Origin of the sequence: Facklamia languida CCUG 37842, assembly GCF_000245795.1 — a bacterium.
In the GTDB taxonomy this organism is placed as follows: domain Bacteria; phylum Bacillota; class Bacilli; order Lactobacillales; family Aerococcaceae; genus Facklamia; species Facklamia languida.
Genome location: NZ_JH601133.1, coordinates 620,958 through 637,815 on the forward strand (window position 1 = coordinate 620,958; position 16,858 = coordinate 637,815).

The following is a 16,858-nucleotide window of genomic DNA, read 5'->3' on the forward strand; positions in this document are numbered from 1 at the left end:
CCATTAAAGAGGCCCCCCTTAAAAAGGAAGGCCTCTTTAAAAAATGCTTCTTACTTTTCTGCTTGCAGTAGCTGGTCTTTTAAGGCTGAATCGCCACTAAAATCCAAAGTCTGTTGATCACCCTTGACTAGGGTCACTTCGATCGGCCGGCTCTGAACCACTTGATGATTATATTCAGCCATGAAACTCACTTGGAAGACTTGGCCTGTATAACCCGCAAGAATCACTTCATCTTGGAAGTAAGTTTTGCCATCTATCGTTAATGACTGGATCGCAAAAGGAAAGTTAGGCCGTAAGCCAAGCTGGCGCTGATCCACCAGCAGGCGGTTCTCAACTGGATAAAGTGAGAGTGGGATATGTCCTTGGTTAAACTGCTGATAGTCAATTGGAACTTCAACTTCTTCCTGGTGCCCTTGGTGGCGAATGGTAAGACGCACCTCTTGAACACTGGGATTGATCGCTAAGGGCGCTTGCCCTGTAAAGTCTTGGCTGGCTTGCCCTTGAGTCTTTAAGCTTAGGATTGATAGCTGGTTAGGGGTCAAAAGATCCAGCTTTATAGGATGGAAGACGACACGATACTGAGGCAAGAATAAAAAGTGACCCGACCGCTCGAGAGACAGCAGGCAGTATTCCCTAGCATACACGCCCTCATCCAGCGATTGCTGCTGGACTTCGTCCACCAGATCTACCCCAGTTGCTTGATAATTAGCCAGGCATTGGCTCAGTTCATCCTCTGTCCACCGCCGGTTTACCAGCGGACTAGTGACAAATCGGGCAGCTCCCGCATAGTCTCCTCTTCTCATGGCTGTTTGAAAATGACGGGAAACCATGGGCTTAGAATCATTAAACCAATAGTGACAGCCTAATAAGACCAAACTCGTCACAATCAAGCTAATCCCTAAAACCAGCTGCCAGGTCAATCTTTTCGGATTCCTTCTACTTGATTGCAACTTTTGCTGGTGATAATCCATACGTGTCTGGGACTGGACCCGGTCTTTTGGTGGCCGTCCTTGATCCGTATCATCAAGCACTAGACTTTCAAGCAGGCCGCCGCAAACTTGACATTCTTGCGCCGTTTCATCGTTCATCTGGCCACAGTATTGACACTTCTTCATCAGGTCTCCTCCTTTAAGAAAGGCTTATGATATCCGCGACCTGCAGGTCTGGTATCATTTGCTGCAAAGATGAGAGGGATAAATCCACTGAATAGCCGACCCTACCAGCTGAAAAGGCAATCGTTTCGTAGAGACTCGCCACTTCATCAATTGTCGTTAAAAAAGCTTTCTTCATGCCAATCGGTGAACAGCCCCCATGGACATATCCTGTTAAGGGGAGCAAGTCCCTTTCCTTAATCATGGCCACACTCTTCTCACCCACTCCATGCGCCGCTTTTTTGAGGTCCAAGGTCTCGTTGATGGGAATCATAAACACATAATAATCCCCTGACTTCCCCTGGGTGACCAGGGTCTTAAAAATCTGGTTGGCAGGCTTTGCCTGACCCTGGCAAGGACCAGCTGATCCTTGAGCAAGGAACCGCTGGTCCTTTAAAACTTGGTAGGAAAGACCCGCTTGATCCAATAATCGCATGACATTTGTCTTGGTCTCTTTGGTCATTATGCTCCCCCTCCTTTCCCGTTGATCCGCTATCCTGAGTTGCAATCGACTATGAAAAAATTCCGAACCCCTACGGGTCCGGATCCGCCTCACTTGTTAGCGAGCAAGTCTTTGATTCACTTGTGCGTCTGGTTATTCCTCAGATTCATCGTCCTCGACCATTTCAATCTCGGCGCCCACAGCTCTCAGCTTCTCGACAATATTCGAATAGCCGCGCAGAATATTCTCGACACCCGTGATCACCGTCTCACCTTCTGCCATTAATCCGGCAATCACTAAGCAGGCTCCCGCTCGAAGGTCACTCGCCCTCACCGGGGCTCCCGTCAATTGAGCAGGACCTTCAATCCGAATAATGTCCCCATCCACTTTAATATTGGCCCCCATCCGGTTTAATTCCGGAATATGCTTTACCCTTTGTGGGTAAATGGTATCTGTAATGGTTCCTTTCCCATTGGCCTTCATCAGAAGTGGGGTAATCGGCTGTTGCAGGTCAGTCGCAAAACCTGGATAAGGTTGAGTCTTTAAGGAGACCATCTTCAAATTGTCTGACTGGTGGACCAGAATACTATCTTCGCCAATTTCCATCTTGGCACCCATCTCATCCAACTTGGCAATAAAACTTTCAATATGTTCAAAAATAACATTATTGATTTTAACTTCTTGTCCCATAGCGACCGCAGCAGATATATAGGTCCCGGCTTCAATCCGGTCCGGAATGATCGTATGGGTCACGCCATGCAGCTGGTCAACGCCTTCGATCCGGATCACCGAGGTACCAGCTCCACGAATCTTCGCCCCCATTTTGTTCAAGAGGGTGACAACGTCGATAATTTCTGGTTCTCTAGCAGCATTCTCAATAATGGTCTTACCTTCGGCTCGGACAGAAGCTAAGATCGTATTGATAGTGGCACCGACCGATACCACGTCCATATAAATCCGTGAGCCCTTGAGACCATCAGGAGTCGTCAGGGTAATCACGCCATACTCGTCTTCAATAGTCGCGCCCAAAGAACGAAAGGCCTTAATATGTTGATCAATCGGTCTCGGTCCCAAGAAGCAGCCACCCGGAAGACCAATGACACCCTCTCCGAACTTAGACAAGGTGGCACCCATGAAATAATAGGAGGCACGCAGACTTTGAATCTTACCAGTCGGCATCGGAATGGACTGCATATGGGTCGGATCTATCTCCAGGATATTATTCTCAAAGTGGGTCTCAACGTGGAATTCATTTAAAATCTCCAGTAGCGAATAGACATCTTGAATATCTGGCACGCCTTCAAGTACGACCTTAGAGTCAGCCAGAATCGCAGCTGGGATTAAGGCCACTGTCGAATTCTTAGCCCCATTGATATTGATTTCTCCTGTCAAGGGCTTGCCACCTTGAATTACTAATTTCTTCATCCTTCTAATAACTCCTTTAAATCACTGTTTTTATTGGTCTGATCCATTCAAGAAGACGGCAGCTAATTCCTGGTCAATCGCTTCCTGGATCTTAACAAGTCCTTGCCACTGCTGTGCATCAGTTAGACCGGCGACTTGATTTAATTGCATCAATAATTGATGAATATCTTGACCATTCATACCCAAGCGATACTCTAACCAATGGTCATCTACGAAGACAAGCTCATGTGCCACAATATTGCGTGCATACTTCTCAACCTTACGCATCCTACCAGCGACTTGCCGAATAGTTGGATCTTCAACATGGTCATCAATGATCTTCAACAAATGACTGGATGACACATAGTGTGAATAATTGAAATAATCGCCATAATATCGTTTCCAAGTTTCCTGAATAGGATTGGGTTCCTCCTCAATCAGGGCCTGATTCCATTGCAACCCCCGATAAAGCGGCTTGCCATCCACGGTCTCTTTAACAACTTCCGTTAAATAACGATCAAGATCGGGCAGCAGGGTCGTTTCAATGACTAAGCGGAGAGTATCCACTAATAAAGGGGTCAAAGCGCGAAGATAGTCATCATATTCATGCACTTCTAACTTGATCGCTAAGCCTTGGGTATATGAATAGACCCGTCTTTGAAGCAAGGATGGCCGTGTTAAGAAAGTCATACCGACCTTTGGAGCCAGAATTTCAATTGATTTTAAGTCGGTATGCACATAGGCATGAGCCAAACTAAGGAGGTCATCGAGTCGGTCAGAGTACCACCGTCTGTGTTGGCGAATGAACTGCTTAAAGGGTTGATAACGCTGGTAATCAAGCATTTGCTGCAATAAGATTCGCCTGGTCTCATCCTGGTCGCTGATGGATCTTGCCATGAGGACCCTCCCTCCTTACTCACATTCAATATATGCGTATTTTAACACAATCGCCCATCCTTTTCGAACCGCAAGCGCTTTTGTTAATAAATAGTAATCTTGCCTTGCTATCAGGATGTAAACAAGAAAAAAGAGACTAGGGATCGGAGGAAATTCCTCCCCTTCCTAGCCTTTAACTTTTTGGTCTTAATCGTCTTCCTCTTCATCGGCTTCATCCGACTCATCATCGAGGTCCTCTTCTGAATAATCTTCATCATCCGAATCTTCAAAGTCATCCTCTTCATCCAAATCAATCTCATCATCGCCTAATTCAGATAAGTCAGAGGCATATTCATTGAGCTCTTGGTCTTCCTCGTCATCCTCTTCTTCAACATCTGCGACAAGAACTTCCATGGTATCATCGTCCTCATCCTCATCGTCTTCGTCATCCTGGTAGTCCTCTTCTTCATAGGAAGTCTCACCATCTTCAGGGTCATCATCGTTATAATTGGTGACATCGTCCTGGTTATCTGCATACGCGTTGTACTTACCAGAAGATTTCTTCTGGGCTTTAGGCGCTTCTTCTTCTGAAGATGTGATAATCTCTTCATCGATTTCGTCAACCGCGAACCAGGCCCGCAATCCCCATTGGTTCTCGCCCAGGGAGATGAAACGGCCATCGATATTCAAGTCCGTATAGAAACGAATCATCTTGGCTTCAACTGTTTCTTCTGCCAGATTTAAATAGTTTTGGACCGCGATTAACAACTCGGTAAAATCAATAACGGTCCCCTTCTCCTCTAGAATCGCATGCGCGACTTCAATTAAGGAAAGTTCTTCCTTAATTTGATGGTCAAATTGTGATAGTTCCATGCTCAGCCTCCTTATTCTTCTTCCTTATCCTATCCTTTTAATCGCTGAATTTCAATTGAAAATAGTAATCCCCCAGCAAATGGTCCCCCTGTTTAATTTGATAGGCCACACTGAGACTTGAGGGGGCCGGTGCCACCCCCTTGACGTCTTGCGTCAAGATCGTTAAAGGCCACTCTCCTTGAGGGGTTTGATAGCGGGAGAAGGTCGGCCTTAAGGGATTAAAGACCAATTGGTGGTGGGGTTGGTGTATTTCGACGTAAGGGGTCCCTGGTCTTGCTTGCGGATACCATTTGATGGTGATTTCAACACCGTCTTGATCGTAATAGGTTAAGCACGAATAGGTTCTCAGAACAAGCAGGTCTCCTTCTGTCTCCAGATGAAAAGTATCTTTTTCTTGACTATGTGCATAGTGAATCCTTTGGTGGACTTGGATCTTGATCCTCTTACGTTCCATAATACCCTCTCAATCTTATCTAATCCATACACCAAGACGGACTCGAACCATCATCTTTCGCTTAGGAGGCGAGAGCTCTATCCCGTTGAGCTATTGGTGCAACATACAAAGTAAGCCCCTTTAAGTCTTTCATATAATTATAAAACAAAATTTGTTATAATAAAAGAGCAAGAGCATTGAACAATTTATCAATTTAAGGAGCGTTCGTCAATGTCCCAAATTAATGACCAAATATTTATTCAAGACCATCAGTGGTTAATTTTTCAAGAACAAGAGAATCCTCGCAAGGACCAACGGGATGTGGCCTTGGCCTATCAAGACGCCTTCTTACGTTATATCTTAGACTATAATGACCGCCATCCAGAAGGGTGTCCTCATGCCATTCTTCACTTCTATCCAATCTTCACACCCACTGTTTATCTAGGGGCCAAGGACAAGCTCCTAAAGAACTTTCCAGCGGCGGTTGACTACTTAAACCAAGCAGGTCATACGGTCTCGCTTAGACCCCATGGTGGCCTTGCTGTGGTTGAGGATGAAGGAATTATTAACCTTGGGATCGCAACTGACAGCCGCCACATTGACCTTTCGATTGACGCTGCCTATCAGTTGTTTATCGACATCGTCCAACGCACCTTAACCGATTATGACTTAAAGGTAGAAGCCTATGAAATTATCGACTCCTACTGCCCAGGTAAGTATGACATTGTCGTAGCTGGCAAGAAGATCGGGGGCATTGCCCAACGCCGCTATAAAGAAGCCGTGACCACCGCTGCTTATATCGGCTTAAACGGCGATCAAATCCAGCGGGGAGAAATGATTAAACAATTCTACCAGATCGGTGAATTTGATGACCGGTATCCAAGGATCAACCCCCATTCCATGACCACCTTGTCGGACTTGACAGGTCAGGAAATAACGGTTGCTCACTATCAAGACCAGGTCATACAGACCTTCCAGCAGCTCTCACAAGTAAGGCTAGGCGACTACCAAGACCCAGTGCTTGAAGCCTTCTACCAGCCCCTCTATGAGAAGGCTTATCAAAAGAGCCAGAAAATCCAAGTCAACGAAGTCAATGCTTAAGAGAGGTGATGAAGATGTCGACTTTTCAAGATAAGTTAGCGGCACAGCGGTTGTCCCGTGAGAAAGTCTTTCGCGATCCAGTCCATGACTATATACATATCCGTGACCGTCTCATCATAGAATTAGTGGATACACGAGAATTTCAACGCTTAAGAAGAATCAAGCAATTAGGGACGTCTTCCTACACCTTCCATGGTGCTGAGCATTCCCGGTTTAACCATTCTATGGGAGTTTACGAAGTCACCCGACGGATTATCAGCCAGTTTGACCGTAATTATCCTTCGACGTCGGCCCACGATGGCCTCTGGCGCCAGGAAGAACGCATGGTCGCCCTCTGCGCAGCCCTCCTCCATGACATCGGCCACGGCCCCTTCTCCCATACCTTTGAAGGAATCTTCAATACCGATCATGAGGCATTAACCCAACAGATCATCACCTCGCCACAAACAGAAGTCAACCAAGTGCTACGACAATTAGGCGAAGACTTCCCTTTCAAGGTTGCCAGCGTCATCAATAAGACTTATCCCAACCAACAAGTCGTTCAACTCATCTCCAGCCAACTGGATGCCGACCGCATGGATTACCTCTTAAGGGATGCCTTTTATTCTGGAGTATCCTATGGGGCCTTCGATCTGGACCGCATTTCCCGGGTCATCCGGCCTTTTAACCATAAGATCGCCTTTGATTTTTCTGGTATGCATGCCGTTGAAGATTACATTACCAGCCGTTACCAAATGTATATGCAAGTCTACTTTCACCCTGTATCAAGGGGGATGGAGCAAGTCCTGAAAGGTCTACTGGCAAGAGCTAGGGACTGCTACCTCGGCCTCCATGGTGCCCTGGCTATTCAAGGTCCCCTGAGGCTCTTAGAGCCTTTTCTCAAGGGGCAGTGGACATTAGAGGATTATCTGAAATTAGATGACCATGTCATGAACGCATACTTCATTCATTGGTTAGACGAAGCAGATCCGGTCCTACAAGACCTGGCCTACCGGGTGATCAATCGTAAGCCTTTCAAGTCAATCATCACCACCAAGGAAGACCAAGAAGAACTCCGCCTAGCCCTTTATCAGGAGCTCTTTGCCGCTGGCTACAATGCTGATTATTATCTGAATGATGACTCAAGCTTCGACTTACCTTATGATTATTACCGTCCCTTCCACCAGAGTAATCGAATCCAGATCGACTTAGTCACCAAGACCAACCAGGTCGTCGAATTATCACAGGTTTCTAGCCTGGTCCACTCCTTAGCCGGTCAAGTACGGGGCGACCGCCGCCTCTTCTTCCCTAAGGAATTAATCAAACACCTGGAACAAATCCCAGCAGACCAACTCAATGAACAACAGAAACTGATTCTAGTTGCCTACATTAATGAACGAAATGACGTGACCCATAATATTCAAGAACGGCTGTTCTAGAAAGGACCCTTATGAAACACGAAAAATCCTGTGGTGCCATCCTCTATCAAACGACAGACCAAGGACCTCTTTATCTACTGATCAAACACCAAAATGGCGGCCATTGGGCCTTCACTAAAGGACACGTAGAGGGCAGTGAAAGCGAAATCGAAACGGCCCAAAGAGAGATCCAAGAAGAGGTGGGACTCACCGTCACCATTAACCCACACTTCCGGAAAACCACTACCTATTCACCTAAAGAGGGAGTGGATAAAGAAGTGGTCTATTTTCTTGCACCTGTAACAGAGGGAGCCATCACAGTCCAAGAAGAAGAAGTCCGTCAATTCGCCTGGCTGTCCTATGACCAGGCCTTGGACCGATTATCCTACCCCAACGACCAAGCCCTCCTAAGAGAGGCTGAAGCCTATCTCAAGTCCCTCAACTAAGGGGGACTCCTCCCATTCCCGCTTTTCGCTCTCGATCACACGGTCCCCAAAGTTCTCAATCAATCCGCCTAATCGTTCAGTCCAACGAATAGGCGGATTTTTTGTCAGATCTAAGTCAAATAGGGTGGAGAGAAGACCCTTTCTTCTCTCCACCCTATAAAGGTTTATTTGTTATTCTCCTACATCCAGCACCATGATTTGTGAAAGCATCCTAAGCGCTTACTGGTCAACAGAGTCTTCCGCTTCTAGTGGCGCTTCAACAATCAAAACGCCCCGTTCTTTATCTGCTTCAGGCGCTTTTGCTTCACTCGCTTGGAGGTCTGCGGGGTCTCGATCTGCCACGACAGCTTCTGGTTGGTCCACGATCTGCCGATCAAATACATCCGACGCTCCAGATACCATCCTTTCAGACGCTGCTGGTTCATTTGCTTCGGCAGAACCCATATCGATTGGGTCATCTAGAGTGGTCGCTTTCTCTTTACCCTCTAAGTCCTGGTCGAATGGATCATGGTCTCCTGGGGTCACTCTTTCAGACTCGGCTGCTTGTTCTAAGTCTGTATTGAGCGAATCCTGTAATGAATCTTGTGATGAACCAACGACTTGGCCAGTTGCTAAATCAAAATCCCCTTCTTGAGTATAATCATTCGGATGGTCCAGCGTGTCGACAGTGTTAACTGGATCTTCTTGCGCTTTAGACCGGCTGTTCATGTAATACTGATAACCAAAGTAGATCAGTAGAACTAAACCACAGATAATCAGGATGGCGGTGAAGACACGGTCCCAATTGACAGTTAACCAGCCATTAAAGATGGCCACAACCAAAATAGCTAAAGCAGAAAAGCCAATATGCATGGCGAGTTTTTGCGAGAAAGTCATGGACTTAAGATTATAAATCAAAAACAGCAGGCCTAAAACGATTCCTAACACAATGACCGATAAATAAGTATAAATTTGAGGTACTCCCCAGTGATTAACAAAGCCAAAAACCAACAAGGTCGCTAGTAACCCATATTGAATTAAAGAGCCAACGCGTTTAAACATGTTCTTCCTCCTTTAATAAATCCGATACTAGCTTTATTATAACACAGAATATTTAAATTCTGCTGGCTAAGCCCTCAAGTTCAAAAAAAAATCAGTGATAAGGCACCCCTTATCACTGATAATTGATTGGCTATTCAGCACTTGTTGCTTCCGCTTCTTCACTTTCTTCTTCAGCTACTTCTGCTTCGCTTTCTTCTGTTGCTTCTTCATCACTTGCTTCTTCAGTTGCTTCGTTACTTAATTCAAGAGGTAGAGGATCTTCATCAGACCAAGCAGGAACATCTGATCCTTTAGATACTTCATTTAACTTATCAACCGTTTCTTGGGTTTGATACAATTCGACAATATGTAAGTAGAGAGGATTGTTGATGGCATCGCCTCTTGTTGCAATCACATTCTTATAGCTTTCTGGTAATTGAGTGATATCTTCTGCATCTGAGAAGATGGACTGGTCATCTGTTAAACCTGCATCATTGGCAAAGTTATTGTTGATCGCCGCAACCGTTACATCTGGTAAAGAGCTTGCGAGTTGGCCAGCTTCAAGTTCTTCAAATTCTAAATTCAAGTCATTCTTGGTAACATCCGCGACCGTTGGAAGAATTCCTGCTTCATCCGCAACTTCAATCACTCCTGCTTGCTCGAGCGCTAATAAGGCACGGCCTCCATTAGTGGGATCGTTTGGAATAGCAATCGTATCCCCTTCAGCTAACTCGTCTAGTGATTGAATCTTCTCAGAATAAAGTTTCAAGGGAGCAACATAGGTGAATCCGATCGGTTGCAGGTCGCCGTCATTCGATTGGTTCCAATCGTTGAGAAACTCTACGTGCTGAAAGGCATTCAAATCAAGTGAGCCATCTGCTAAAGCGACGTTTGGTTGCACATAATCGTTAAAGAGGACTAAATCGATCGTGATCCCTTCCTCAGCCGCACGACTGGCTACGTCTTTCCAGACCTCTTCTTCATATTCAGAAGCAACCCCAACCGTCACCGTTTCGCCCTCAAATTCACCTTGTGCATGAAGACCAGGAACAACCAAACCACCTAATAAAAGACCTGCAGCAAATGTTTTAATTAATTTTTTCATTGTATCTTCTCCTTTTTTTATCTTGGTAATAGCAACATGAGACATTGGAAGGTCCACGAGCGCACCACCCCCTTTAAGGTATTCTTGATCAATGTTTATGTTCACTCATTCGGATCAATTGGTTAAAGATCAACTGACTGATAAAGACAATCAAGAGGATCAAGACGGTAGCAACCAGGATCACATCCATCCGACTGCGCTGGTAACCACGCGCAATCGCAACAGTTCCCAGTCCTCCTCCCCCGACGACCCCCGCCATGGCCGTTAGGCCAATGACATTGATGATGGTCGAGGCGGATACCCGTAACAAGGCGGGCAGCCCTTCACGCAGGTAAACTCGGAAGATAATCCCCATGGGCGAAGACCCCATGGCTTCCGCCGCTTCGATTACGCCCGGATTCACTTCCAGTAAGGCGATCTCAACCTGTCGGCCAAAGAAAGGGATGGTCCCGATAATAATGGGCACTGAGGCTGCTGTCGGTCCGATCGACTTCCCGACTATCAACCGGGTAAAATTCACCAGAAGTGCCAGCAGAATAATAAAAGGTATGGAACGGAAGATGTTAATTAAACTGTCCAAGACTTTATAAGTTGGCCGGTGGCTCAAGATCCCCTTCGAACCCGTCACGGTCATAATAATGCCGATGATTAATCCGATCAATCCAGCAAAGACAATCGTCAAGCCCAACATGTATAAGGTCTCCAGGAAGGCCACTACAAACTCATCCAACAAGGGCCAGGCATTCGGTAACCAAGCTTCCATCTGGTCAGAAAATCCAGGAAACCGTTGGCTAATCGCATCCAACCAATGAATCTTTAAATTATCCATGGGCCACCTCCTCTTCTGGATCAATTAATTCAATCGCTACTTGTCTGCCTTCTAATGAGGCAAGCGCCCGCTGTAAGTTCTCTTCACTCGCTTCAATCGACACTAATAAGTTACCTACCGGCACTCCTTGAAGGACTTCGACATTGCCATAGAGAATACTAATTATAACCTGATAGTCTGCCACTAATTGGGCAATAATGGGTTGCGTCGTATCCTGACCTTGATAGGTCAACCGCGCCAACTTCAAAGGCCCTTTCCCTGATACATCCCGCATCTTATCCAAGACAACTTTAATCTCTCGGTCAAAATGAGTGGCCGTGTCAATAAATTCCTTGGTTAATTGGTTCTTAGGTTGGGTAAAGATATCGACAATCGACCCTTCCTCCAAGATTCGGCCTTGCTCCATCACAGCTACCCGATGGCACAGGTCTTTAACCACTGCCATTTCATGGGTGATCATCACGATGGTAAGCCCCAAGGTCTGGTTTAACTCCCGCAACAAGTCAAGAATGGACTGGGTCGTCTTGGGATCTAGCGCAGAAGTGGCTTCATCACACAGGAGGATATCTGGGTCATTGGCTAGGGCTCTGGCGATGGCCACACGTTGTTTCTGGCCACCAGATAGCTGACTCGGATAAGCGGCCATCTTATCCTCTAAGCCAACTAATGCGAGCAAGGATGCAACCTTTTCAGCCTTTTGCTTATTCGTTAGCTTGGATCCCTTCAAGGGAAAAGCCACATTATCAGCAATGGTTCTGGATTCCATCAGGTTGAAGTGTTGGAAGATCATGCCGATTTTCTTACGGGCTTGCCGCAATTGACGGCTGGACAGATCGAGTAAGGACTGCTGATTCACAATCACTTGTCCTTGACTTGGACGCTGTAAGAGATTAATGGTCCGAACCAATGTGGACTTGCCTGCCCCCGAATAACCGACAATCCCATAGATTTCGCCTGCTTCAATCTTCAAGCTAACATCCTCAACCGCCTTAATCGTGCGTCCTTCTTGGTCAAAGGTGACATGAATTTGCTTTAATTCAATCATAGGCCTCCCTCTTTCTCCTTTAGATAATAAAAAAACACTCCCATCCTACAAAAAGGACGCGAGTTCTACTCCGTGGTACCACCTTAATTCATATTTCCATTGCTGGAATTACCTCAACCCGTACATTCTCTAATCAGAGTTCATATACCGGTGCCTGATTAACGGTAGCAGCCGTCTATCCTTATTGCCGACATGCATTCAGGATAGCCACTCGGTGGCCATTTTCAATCGCTCTAAATTACTCATTTCCACCAACCATGAGCTCTCTTGGAAATCATTGCGATTTACTTTCCACTTCTTCGTGTTTCAATTAATACATTCTTATCTTAGCTTGTGTTTTTTTAATTGTCAACTCATTTTTATAATTTTTAGTCTGTAGGTTCAAGATATCAAATAAAGGTCCTCGATCAATTATCAATTTATAAACGAAAGGAAATAACCAAAGACGGCAGTCCCAATGCTTAATTAAATAGGACCGCGCTTCAAAGCCAGGACCAGTCGGTACAGTCTGCTTTTTGATTGTAATAATCCCTTTATCCTTTACCTCTTTATATTTCGGGACATTTTGATTTAAGACTAACAGTCATTTTTATCATGATTGAATTGTGCTACACTAAGCATACGATCAAAGAGGTGAAATGCATATGAGCGAATGGACACTCAATCAAAGTCTCAAGAACCTACAACCTAGCGCTATCCGGGCTTTCAACGACCAAATTGCCGGAATTGAAGGGCTAATCCCATTAACCCTAGGAGAGCCTGATTTTGATACACCGGATTTCATTAAGCAAGCGGCTATCCAAGCCATCAACCAAGCCCACAATGGCTATACCCATTCCAAAGGGATGCTTCCCTTAAGGCAAGCCATTCACAGCTACCTTGCCCGAAAATATCAAGTCACTTATGATCCGAACGAAGAGATTATTGTCACCGCCGGGGCAACCGAAGCGCTCTTTGCTAGCTTAATGGGCCTGCTTAACCCTGGTGACGAAGTCCTCGTTCCTGCCCCTCACTATGCGGTTTACAGGACACAGGTTGGTCTTTGTGGCGGGAAAATGGTGCCAATTGATGTCTCTGAAGAGGACTTTATCTTCCGGCCTGACCGGTTGGCTGAAGCGATTGAAGCCCATCCCAAAGCCCGGCTCCTCCTCTTCAACCATCCCAACAATCCCACAGGACGTAGTTACCAAGCAGAACAATTAAGCCAGCTTGCCCAAGTGATTAAGAGACACTCGCTAATGGTCCTCTCAGATGAGATCTATTCAGAATTAACTTATGACTTCCCCCACACTTCATTGGCACATTATTTACCTGACCAAACAATTTTGATTAATGGTGCCTCCAAGTCGCATGCCATGACCGGTTGGCGCATGGGCTTTATCTGTGGTCCAAGGGAAATTATCTCAGAAATCTTTAAGGTTCATCAAGCGACGGTTAACACTCCAACCACGCAAGCGCAATATGCCGCCCTGGCTGCTTATCAACAAGGAGATGAAGCGATTATTAAGATGCGACAAGCCTACCAGGTTCGCCGTGACTTCTTATTGGACGCCTTCACAGACTTAGGGTACGACCTAACCCCTCCCCAAGGAGCCTTCTATCTCTTTGTCCAGGTACCGACCTGGTTCGATGGGGACGAGACGGCCTTTTGCTTAGCCCTAGCCAACCAAGCCAAGGTAGGGGTCATCCCTGGTTCAGCTTTTGGCCAAGCAGGCCGAGGCTACTTCCGCCTATCTTATGCGGCAAGCCTCGACCAACTGCAAGAAGCCATGCAGCGGATAGCCCATTTTACCATGCAATATCGTGGATAAGGAATTCTAAACCTACATATTATGCCAGTATTTGAAAGAAAGAAGGAATACGATGCCTAGCCAAGAGAAAATCGCCATTATTGGCGGCGGAATCGTAGGGGCAACGGCTGCCTACTACCTCCAACGCGCCAACTACCAGATCACCTTATTTGATGAAGGGACAGGACAAGCCACCAAGGCTGCTGCTGGGATTATCTGCCCCTGGCTATCTAAGAGACGCAATAAACCCTGGTATTTTCTGGTCTCACAGGGCGCAGAGTTCTACCGCCAATTTGTCCAGGACCTCAGAGCGGATGGTTATGATCCGGGTGCTATTTTTCAAGAAGATGGGGCCCTGTTACTCAGAAAGCAGGTAAGTGACCTAGAAGCGGATGCCAAAGCCTTTCAAAAGAAGAAACCGACCGCTCCTGCTATGGGGCAAATCAAGGGGATCTCAGGTCAGGACCTCCAAGACTATTTCCCCCTCCTAGAGACTTCATTACCAGCCACCTTTGTCTCCGGTGGGGCCCGGGTGGACGGTCAAGCCCTCATTCAGTTGCTCCACCAGGCCTTACAGGCAATGGGCGGGCACTTGATCACTGAAAGGGCCCAAATCAAAGCCGAGGGAGCTGGCTATCAGATTACCAGCGATCACTCGCAAGGACTCTTCCACCGCGTCTTGTTAGCTGCGGGTGCTTGGCTACCCGAACTTGTCAAACCTCTAGGCCTAACCTGTGAGATTGAGCCACAGAAGGGACAATTATTCTCACTTTTTGATCCAGCCTGGAAAGACCAACATTGGCCCGTCACTATGCTGCCTGGTGGTTTAGACTTGATCCCCTTTAATAATGGGGAGATCGTGATCGGCGCTTCGCACGAGAAGGGGATGGGCTATGACTTATCCATTGACCAGGACGTGATCAACAGTTTGCGCCAACAAGCCAGCCCCTACTTACCTATGACCACCAACCACCGCATCCACCGCATTGAAGTCGGCAGCCGCGCCTATACCCCGACTTCTGATGTGCTCGTGGGGCCAGTCCCTCTCCATGACAATTTATGGGTCATCTCGGGTCTCGGGGCTTCTGGTTTAACGAGTGGGCCCTATCTCGGTTACCAATGGAGCCAGCTCATTCAATCAGGGCAATGGTCCATTGATCCGGCACTTTTCCCAGTCGAACCTTATCTCTATCCAAGTGCTGCCAGCTGATTTTACCAGTAGGTTTTTGGACTTACTCTTATTTATAATGTTTCTGGTAAAAGGTATCCTATTATTTAAAACTAGGACATATTGACGCTTCATCACAGGGGACCGCCCTTCAAAGCTAAGCTTTCCGCTTTCCTTTGATGAATCTTCATATGTCCTGTTTTTTTATTGATATCTTCGACAGCATCAAAAAAAATATTTTTCACAATTAACTACTTGCTTGAAAAATAAAGTTTAAGTGTAACATTCAATTAAAGAATTCACTATTTGATTAGATAGAGAGATAAAGTTATCCTTAAGGTTCAAATTCACGCATTCTTCAAGCGCCTAATCACGTCTATCTTTATATTCAATCGGCTTTTTTTATTGGGCTGAGGTTTTATCTCAAGATAAAGTCTTAATAAAATGAATTTTAAGCACTTCGATTGGTTTCATCAAAAATTAATGAATGATCTGATTGGAGACTATATTGCCTTACTCTAAATAATGAAAGAAGGCAGTCTCAATGCTTAATCAAAGGAGTGTGGACGATCCGCGTAGCATGCAATACCTTACGGTTTACCGTCTAGGCATTGCCTAGCGGATCGAGCCCGGAAAAGCCTGGCTTTGGAGGGCGGTCCCCCTTTAATTAAGCATTAGGACTGCCTTCTAATATTATCTTTTCTAATCAAACGATAACCAATTGAAAGACATTAATATTTATGTTTGTTACTTGATTTTACCAGTAGTTTTTAGTTGAAAATAATTCATTTTATGGTATCTTGAAATTATCATATAAGAGGAGGAAAAACACATATGTGGAAAGAGTTTAAAGCATTTATTGCCAATGATAATGTGGTTACCATGGCAACTGGGATTATCATGGGGTCTGCCTTTACAGCCATCATTACAGCCCTAGTGGATAATATCTTTATGCCGATTATTGTCGCACTAACTGGTCAAGCGGATGTTTCTGGCTTAGCCTTCACCATTGGCAATACCCAAATTGGTTATGGAGCTTTCATCCAAGCTATTATTAATTTTCTTTTGATTGCTTGCTTCTTATACCTAACCCTTAAAGCTCTTGAAAAAGCGCAAAATAAAAAGCTCATCGCTCCAGATCCAGAACCACAAGGTCCATCTGAAGTCGACTTGCTTGAACAAATCTTAGCTGAATTAAAGACAAACAAATAGGCTAGTCCATCCGAAAGTCACAGGCTCGCTCATGATGGTGGAAGATTCCAATCGCTTGTAAATAAGCATGAATCGTCACCGTCCCAATATATTTAAAGCCACGTCGCTTCAGATCGTGTGTTACACGGTCACTTAAAGGCGAGCTTGTGGCCCTGATTGAAAGGTCATCCAGTCCATGGATGACCTTTCCTTTTGTATAGTGCCAAATATACTGGTCAAAAGTCGTAAATTCCTCCTGGACCTTCAGGAAGGCCTGGGCGTTGACTGGCGCTGCTTGAACTTTTCCCCGGTGACGGATAATACCTGGATCCATCAGAACACGGTCAACGTCTTCTTGGGTCCAGTTGGCAATGACCTTGTAATCATAATCCGCAAATGCCTTAGCGAAGTTCGCTTCCTTACTAAGGACAAGCTGCCATGACAGGCCCACGTGGAAGGTCTCTAACAATAACCATTTGAAGAGTTGCCGGTCATCATGGACAGGTTTGCCCCAAACGTAGTCATGATAAGCTTGATAAAAGTCTGGCTTGTCTTCAGCCCATTGACAGCGTCGCATCCACCTAGTC

At 45.8% G+C, this 16,858-nt stretch carries 17 protein-coding genes, 1 tRNA gene and 1 other annotated feature; of the genes, 6 read left to right on the forward strand and 12 right to left on the reverse strand.

Annotation, left to right across the window (positions count from 1 at the left end):
• Positions 1-50 precede the first annotated feature (50 nt).
• From HMPREF9708_RS02885 to HMPREF9708_RS02915, 7 genes are all read right to left on the reverse strand, one after another.
• Positions 51-1,115 carry a zinc ribbon domain-containing protein gene (locus HMPREF9708_RS02885; RefSeq protein ID WP_006308596.1) on the reverse strand — a complete coding sequence of 355 codons (1,065 nt, stop codon included), beginning with the start codon at positions 1,113-1,115 and terminating at the stop codon, positions 51-53.
• A 13-nt stretch (positions 1,116-1,128) separates the two neighbouring features.
• On the reverse strand, positions 1,129-1,614 hold the full coding sequence (locus HMPREF9708_RS02890) for an aminoacyl-tRNA deacylase (RefSeq protein WP_006308597.1): 486 nt from the start codon (positions 1,612-1,614) through the stop codon (positions 1,129-1,131).
• Positions 1,615-1,746: 132 nt separating this feature from the next.
• Positions 1,747-3,018: a UDP-N-acetylglucosamine 1-carboxyvinyltransferase gene (locus HMPREF9708_RS02895; protein WP_006308598.1), complete on the reverse strand. Its 1,272-nt coding sequence runs from the start codon at positions 3,016-3,018 to the stop codon at positions 1,747-1,749.
• A gap of 30 nt (positions 3,019-3,048) precedes the next feature.
• A complete protein-coding gene (locus HMPREF9708_RS02900; RefSeq protein WP_006308599.1) occupies positions 3,049-3,894 on the reverse strand; it encodes a hypothetical protein in 846 nt (281 codons plus the stop codon).
• Between the two features lie 186 nt (positions 3,895-4,080).
• Positions 4,081-4,746: a DNA-directed RNA polymerase subunit delta gene (rpoE, locus tag HMPREF9708_RS02905; RefSeq protein WP_006308600.1), complete on the reverse strand. Its 666-nt coding sequence runs from the start codon at positions 4,744-4,746 to the stop codon at positions 4,081-4,083.
• Between the two features lie 37 nt (positions 4,747-4,783).
• Positions 4,784-5,200: a DUF1934 domain-containing protein gene (locus HMPREF9708_RS02910; protein ID WP_006308601.1), complete on the reverse strand. Its 417-nt coding sequence runs from the start codon at positions 5,198-5,200 to the stop codon at positions 4,784-4,786.
• Between the two features lie 27 nt (positions 5,201-5,227).
• A tRNA-Arg gene (locus tag HMPREF9708_RS02915) sits at positions 5,228-5,300 on the reverse strand.
• A gap of 110 nt (positions 5,301-5,410) precedes the next feature.
• Here HMPREF9708_RS02915 and HMPREF9708_RS02920 point away from each other — a divergent pair.
• The 3 genes from HMPREF9708_RS02920 to HMPREF9708_RS02930 are packed head-to-tail and all read left to right on the forward strand — an operon-like array spanning position 5,411 to position 8,123.
• Positions 5,411-6,280: a lipoate--protein ligase family protein gene (locus HMPREF9708_RS02920; RefSeq protein WP_006308602.1), complete on the forward strand. Its 870-nt coding sequence runs from the start codon at positions 5,411-5,413 to the stop codon at positions 6,278-6,280.
• Between the two features lie 14 nt (positions 6,281-6,294).
• Positions 6,295-7,698, forward strand: coding sequence for an HD domain-containing protein (locus HMPREF9708_RS02925; RefSeq protein WP_006308603.1), 1,404 nt, complete (start codon positions 6,295-6,297; stop codon positions 7,696-7,698).
• 11 nt (positions 7,699-7,709) lie between these two features.
• Positions 7,710-8,123, forward strand: coding sequence for a bis(5'-nucleosyl)-tetraphosphatase (locus tag HMPREF9708_RS02930; protein WP_006308604.1), 414 nt, complete (start codon positions 7,710-7,712; stop codon positions 8,121-8,123).
• A gap of 219 nt (positions 8,124-8,342) precedes the next feature.
• On the opposite strand, the gene HMPREF9708_RS07880 is transcribed toward HMPREF9708_RS02930, so the two are convergent.
• The 4 genes from HMPREF9708_RS07880 to HMPREF9708_RS02950 all read right to left on the reverse strand — a co-directional run bounded on the left by HMPREF9708_RS07880 (position 8,343) and on the right by HMPREF9708_RS02950 (position 12,122).
• The gene (locus tag HMPREF9708_RS07880) at positions 8,343-9,164 is read right to left on the reverse strand and encodes a DUF3021 domain-containing protein (RefSeq protein WP_006308605.1); all 822 of its coding nucleotides are present in this window, start codon (positions 9,162-9,164) and stop codon (positions 8,343-8,345) included.
• Between the two features lie 130 nt (positions 9,165-9,294).
• Positions 9,295-10,248: a MetQ/NlpA family ABC transporter substrate-binding protein gene (locus HMPREF9708_RS02940; protein ID WP_006308606.1), complete on the reverse strand. Its 954-nt coding sequence runs from the start codon at positions 10,246-10,248 to the stop codon at positions 9,295-9,297.
• A gap of 88 nt (positions 10,249-10,336) precedes the next feature.
• Positions 10,337-11,011 (reverse strand): methionine ABC transporter permease, encoded by a 675-nt coding sequence (locus HMPREF9708_RS02945; protein ID WP_040448023.1) that lies wholly within the window; start codon positions 11,009-11,011, stop codon positions 10,337-10,339.
• 58 nt (positions 11,012-11,069) lie between these two features.
• Complete coding sequence (locus HMPREF9708_RS02950; RefSeq protein WP_006308608.1) at positions 11,070-12,122, reverse strand: methionine ABC transporter ATP-binding protein; 1,053 nt, start codon at positions 12,120-12,122, stop codon at positions 11,070-11,072.
• A 49-nt stretch (positions 12,123-12,171) separates the two neighbouring features.
• Positions 12,172-12,431 (reverse strand) — a binding site (T-box leader).
• Positions 12,432-12,766: 335 nt separating this feature from the next.
• Between HMPREF9708_RS02950 and HMPREF9708_RS02955 the strand changes: the two genes are divergently transcribed.
• The 3 genes from HMPREF9708_RS02955 to mscL all read left to right on the forward strand — a co-directional run bounded on the left by HMPREF9708_RS02955 (position 12,767) and on the right by mscL (position 16,292).
• On the forward strand, positions 12,767-13,933 hold the full coding sequence (locus HMPREF9708_RS02955; protein WP_006308609.1) for an aminotransferase class I/II-fold pyridoxal phosphate-dependent enzyme: 1,167 nt from the start codon (positions 12,767-12,769) through the stop codon (positions 13,931-13,933).
• 52 nt (positions 13,934-13,985) lie between these two features.
• Positions 13,986-15,122, forward strand: a complete 1,137-nt coding sequence (locus HMPREF9708_RS02960) for an NAD(P)/FAD-dependent oxidoreductase (RefSeq protein WP_006308610.1) — start codon at positions 13,986-13,988, stop codon at positions 15,120-15,122.
• A 792-nt stretch (positions 15,123-15,914) separates the two neighbouring features.
• Positions 15,915-16,292 carry a large conductance mechanosensitive channel protein MscL gene (gene mscL, locus HMPREF9708_RS02965; protein ID WP_006308611.1) on the forward strand — a complete coding sequence of 126 codons (378 nt, stop codon included), beginning with the start codon at positions 15,915-15,917 and terminating at the stop codon, positions 16,290-16,292.
• A gap of 1 nt (position 16,293) precedes the next feature.
• On the opposite strand, the gene HMPREF9708_RS02970 is transcribed toward mscL, so the two are convergent.
• Positions 16,294-16,848, reverse strand: coding sequence for a DNA-3-methyladenine glycosylase I (locus HMPREF9708_RS02970; RefSeq protein WP_006308612.1), 555 nt, complete (start codon positions 16,846-16,848; stop codon positions 16,294-16,296).
• Between the last annotated feature and the right edge of the window lie 10 nt (positions 16,849-16,858).